We start from the raw sequence: 1,646 nt of genomic DNA, 5'->3' as shown, positions 1-1,646 counted from the left end.
CGGGTTGCCCGGCGCGAGCGGCGGCGCCTCGGCGGCATGTGCCGGGATCGGGGCCAGCAGCGAATCGCCGTGCTGCGGCGCAGACGACGGAAGCACCGGCGCGGCATCGGCCGCGCGTGCCGGGATCAGGTCCAGCAGCGCATCGTCATGCTGCGGGGCGGCCGGCGCGACAGTCGCCGAGCGCGGCAGCGAGTCGTCCGGATGCGACGGCGACGGCACCGGCGCGGCACCCGTCGCGCGCGCCGGAATCGCGTCCGACGACGAATCGTCCTGATGCCGGACCGACGACGGCGGCACCGCAGCAGCACCAGCCGCACGCGGCGGAATCGAACCCAGCAGCGAATCGTCCTCGCGCGAGGCCGACGGCGGAATCACCGGCGCGGCACCGGCCGCTCGCGCCGGGCTCGAACCCGGCAGCGCGTCGCCCTGGTGCGAGGCGCTCGACTGCATCGCAGGCGCGGCCTCGGCGGCACGCAGCGGCGCGGGCGCCAGCAAGGAATCGTCCTCGCCCGAGGCAGCGGGCGGAATCGCCGGCGCGGCATTCGACGCGGGCGCGAGCAGCGAATCGTCCCACTGGCGAGCGGCCGGCGCGGCCGGCGGCGTGAAGCGGCTGCCGGTGGCATCCCAATCGTCGGGCAGCAAGGCGCCGGCCGGGCGCGCGCCCGCCACCTGGGGCGGGCGGAATCGATCCGAGGGCGACGGCGTGTGGTTCCAGCCCTGGTCGGCCGGCACCGCGCCCGGCGCCTCGTCGTAATAGGACGAGGGAGCATCGAACAGCGCGAGCGGATCGAGGCTCGAACCCGGCACGGCCGCATCGCGCGCGCCGGGGATCAGGCCGTCGGGACGGCCCGCATCGCCCTGCGCATCGCCCTGCGCATCGAGCTGGCGCGGCGAAAGCAGCGCGCCGAGATCGAGCGGCTCGCGGTTCTCGGCCGACGACGATGACGACAATGACGACAGCGCGGCCGCGCCGGCAGCCGGCACGGCCGGCGCCGGCGGAACCCGCGGCGTCGATGTCGAAGCCGGCGCCGTCGGCGCGCGATCGGTCTGCGCCTGCCAGTTACCGCCGGTCTCGCCGCCGAGCCGCACCGCGATCTCGAAGGTGTCGATCTGCAGCCGGTCGCCGTCACGCAGCGCGGCCGGGTCGCCCTTGCGCAGCGGCGCGCCGTTCAGCAGCATGCCGTTGGTGCTGCGATCCTCGACGAAGTAGAGCCCGTTCAGGTAGCGGATCAGCGCATGCAGCCGCGACACGCCCTCGGCGCCGAGCACCCAGTCGCAATCGTCGGCGCGGCCGATGCTGCCGTCGCGGCGGTCGAAGCGTTGCTCGCGCTGCGCGAGGCGCTCGGCGCGTTCACCCTGCACCGCCAGGGTCAGGCTCGGTTCGGTGCTCATCGAGGTCCTCCGTCGGATCCGTTGGGCGTGCCGAGCAGGCCCAGCGCGTCGCGCACGTACGTCAGGCGTCGCGCGTCGAATCGCGCCGGCACCAGCGCGGCGAGGTAGTTGAGGGCGGCCATCGCCGCGATCGCGCACAGATGCGCGGGCGGCGGCGTGGGCTGCTCGGCACGCGGGTTCAGGTTGCCGCCGGTCCAGCCGGCGGCGGCCGCGGCCCAGGCGCCGATGCCGCGGTAGCGATGCTCGGCGGCGAA

General features: G+C 75.5%; 1 protein-coding gene and 1 pseudogene. Both read right to left on the bottom strand.

Annotation, left to right across the window (positions count from 1 at the left end):
- A partial coding sequence (locus F3J18_RS38470) for an FHA domain-containing protein (protein ID WP_240156522.1) occupies positions 1 to 1,392 on the bottom strand: 1,392 nt, incomplete at its 3' end.
- Positions 1,389 to 1,646, bottom strand: a pseudogene (locus tag F3J18_RS37250) (hypothetical protein); the annotation flags it as partial. The gene F3J18_RS38470 and the pseudogene F3J18_RS37250, both read right to left, overlap by 4 nt.

This window comes from Burkholderia sp. Ax-1720 (genome assembly GCF_011753035.1).
GTDB classification, from domain to species: Bacteria; Pseudomonadota; Gammaproteobacteria; order Burkholderiales; family Burkholderiaceae; genus Burkholderia; species Burkholderia gladioli.
The sequence above is the reverse complement of the archived record's forward strand: the minus strand, read 5'-3'. Positions and strand labels throughout refer to the sequence as shown.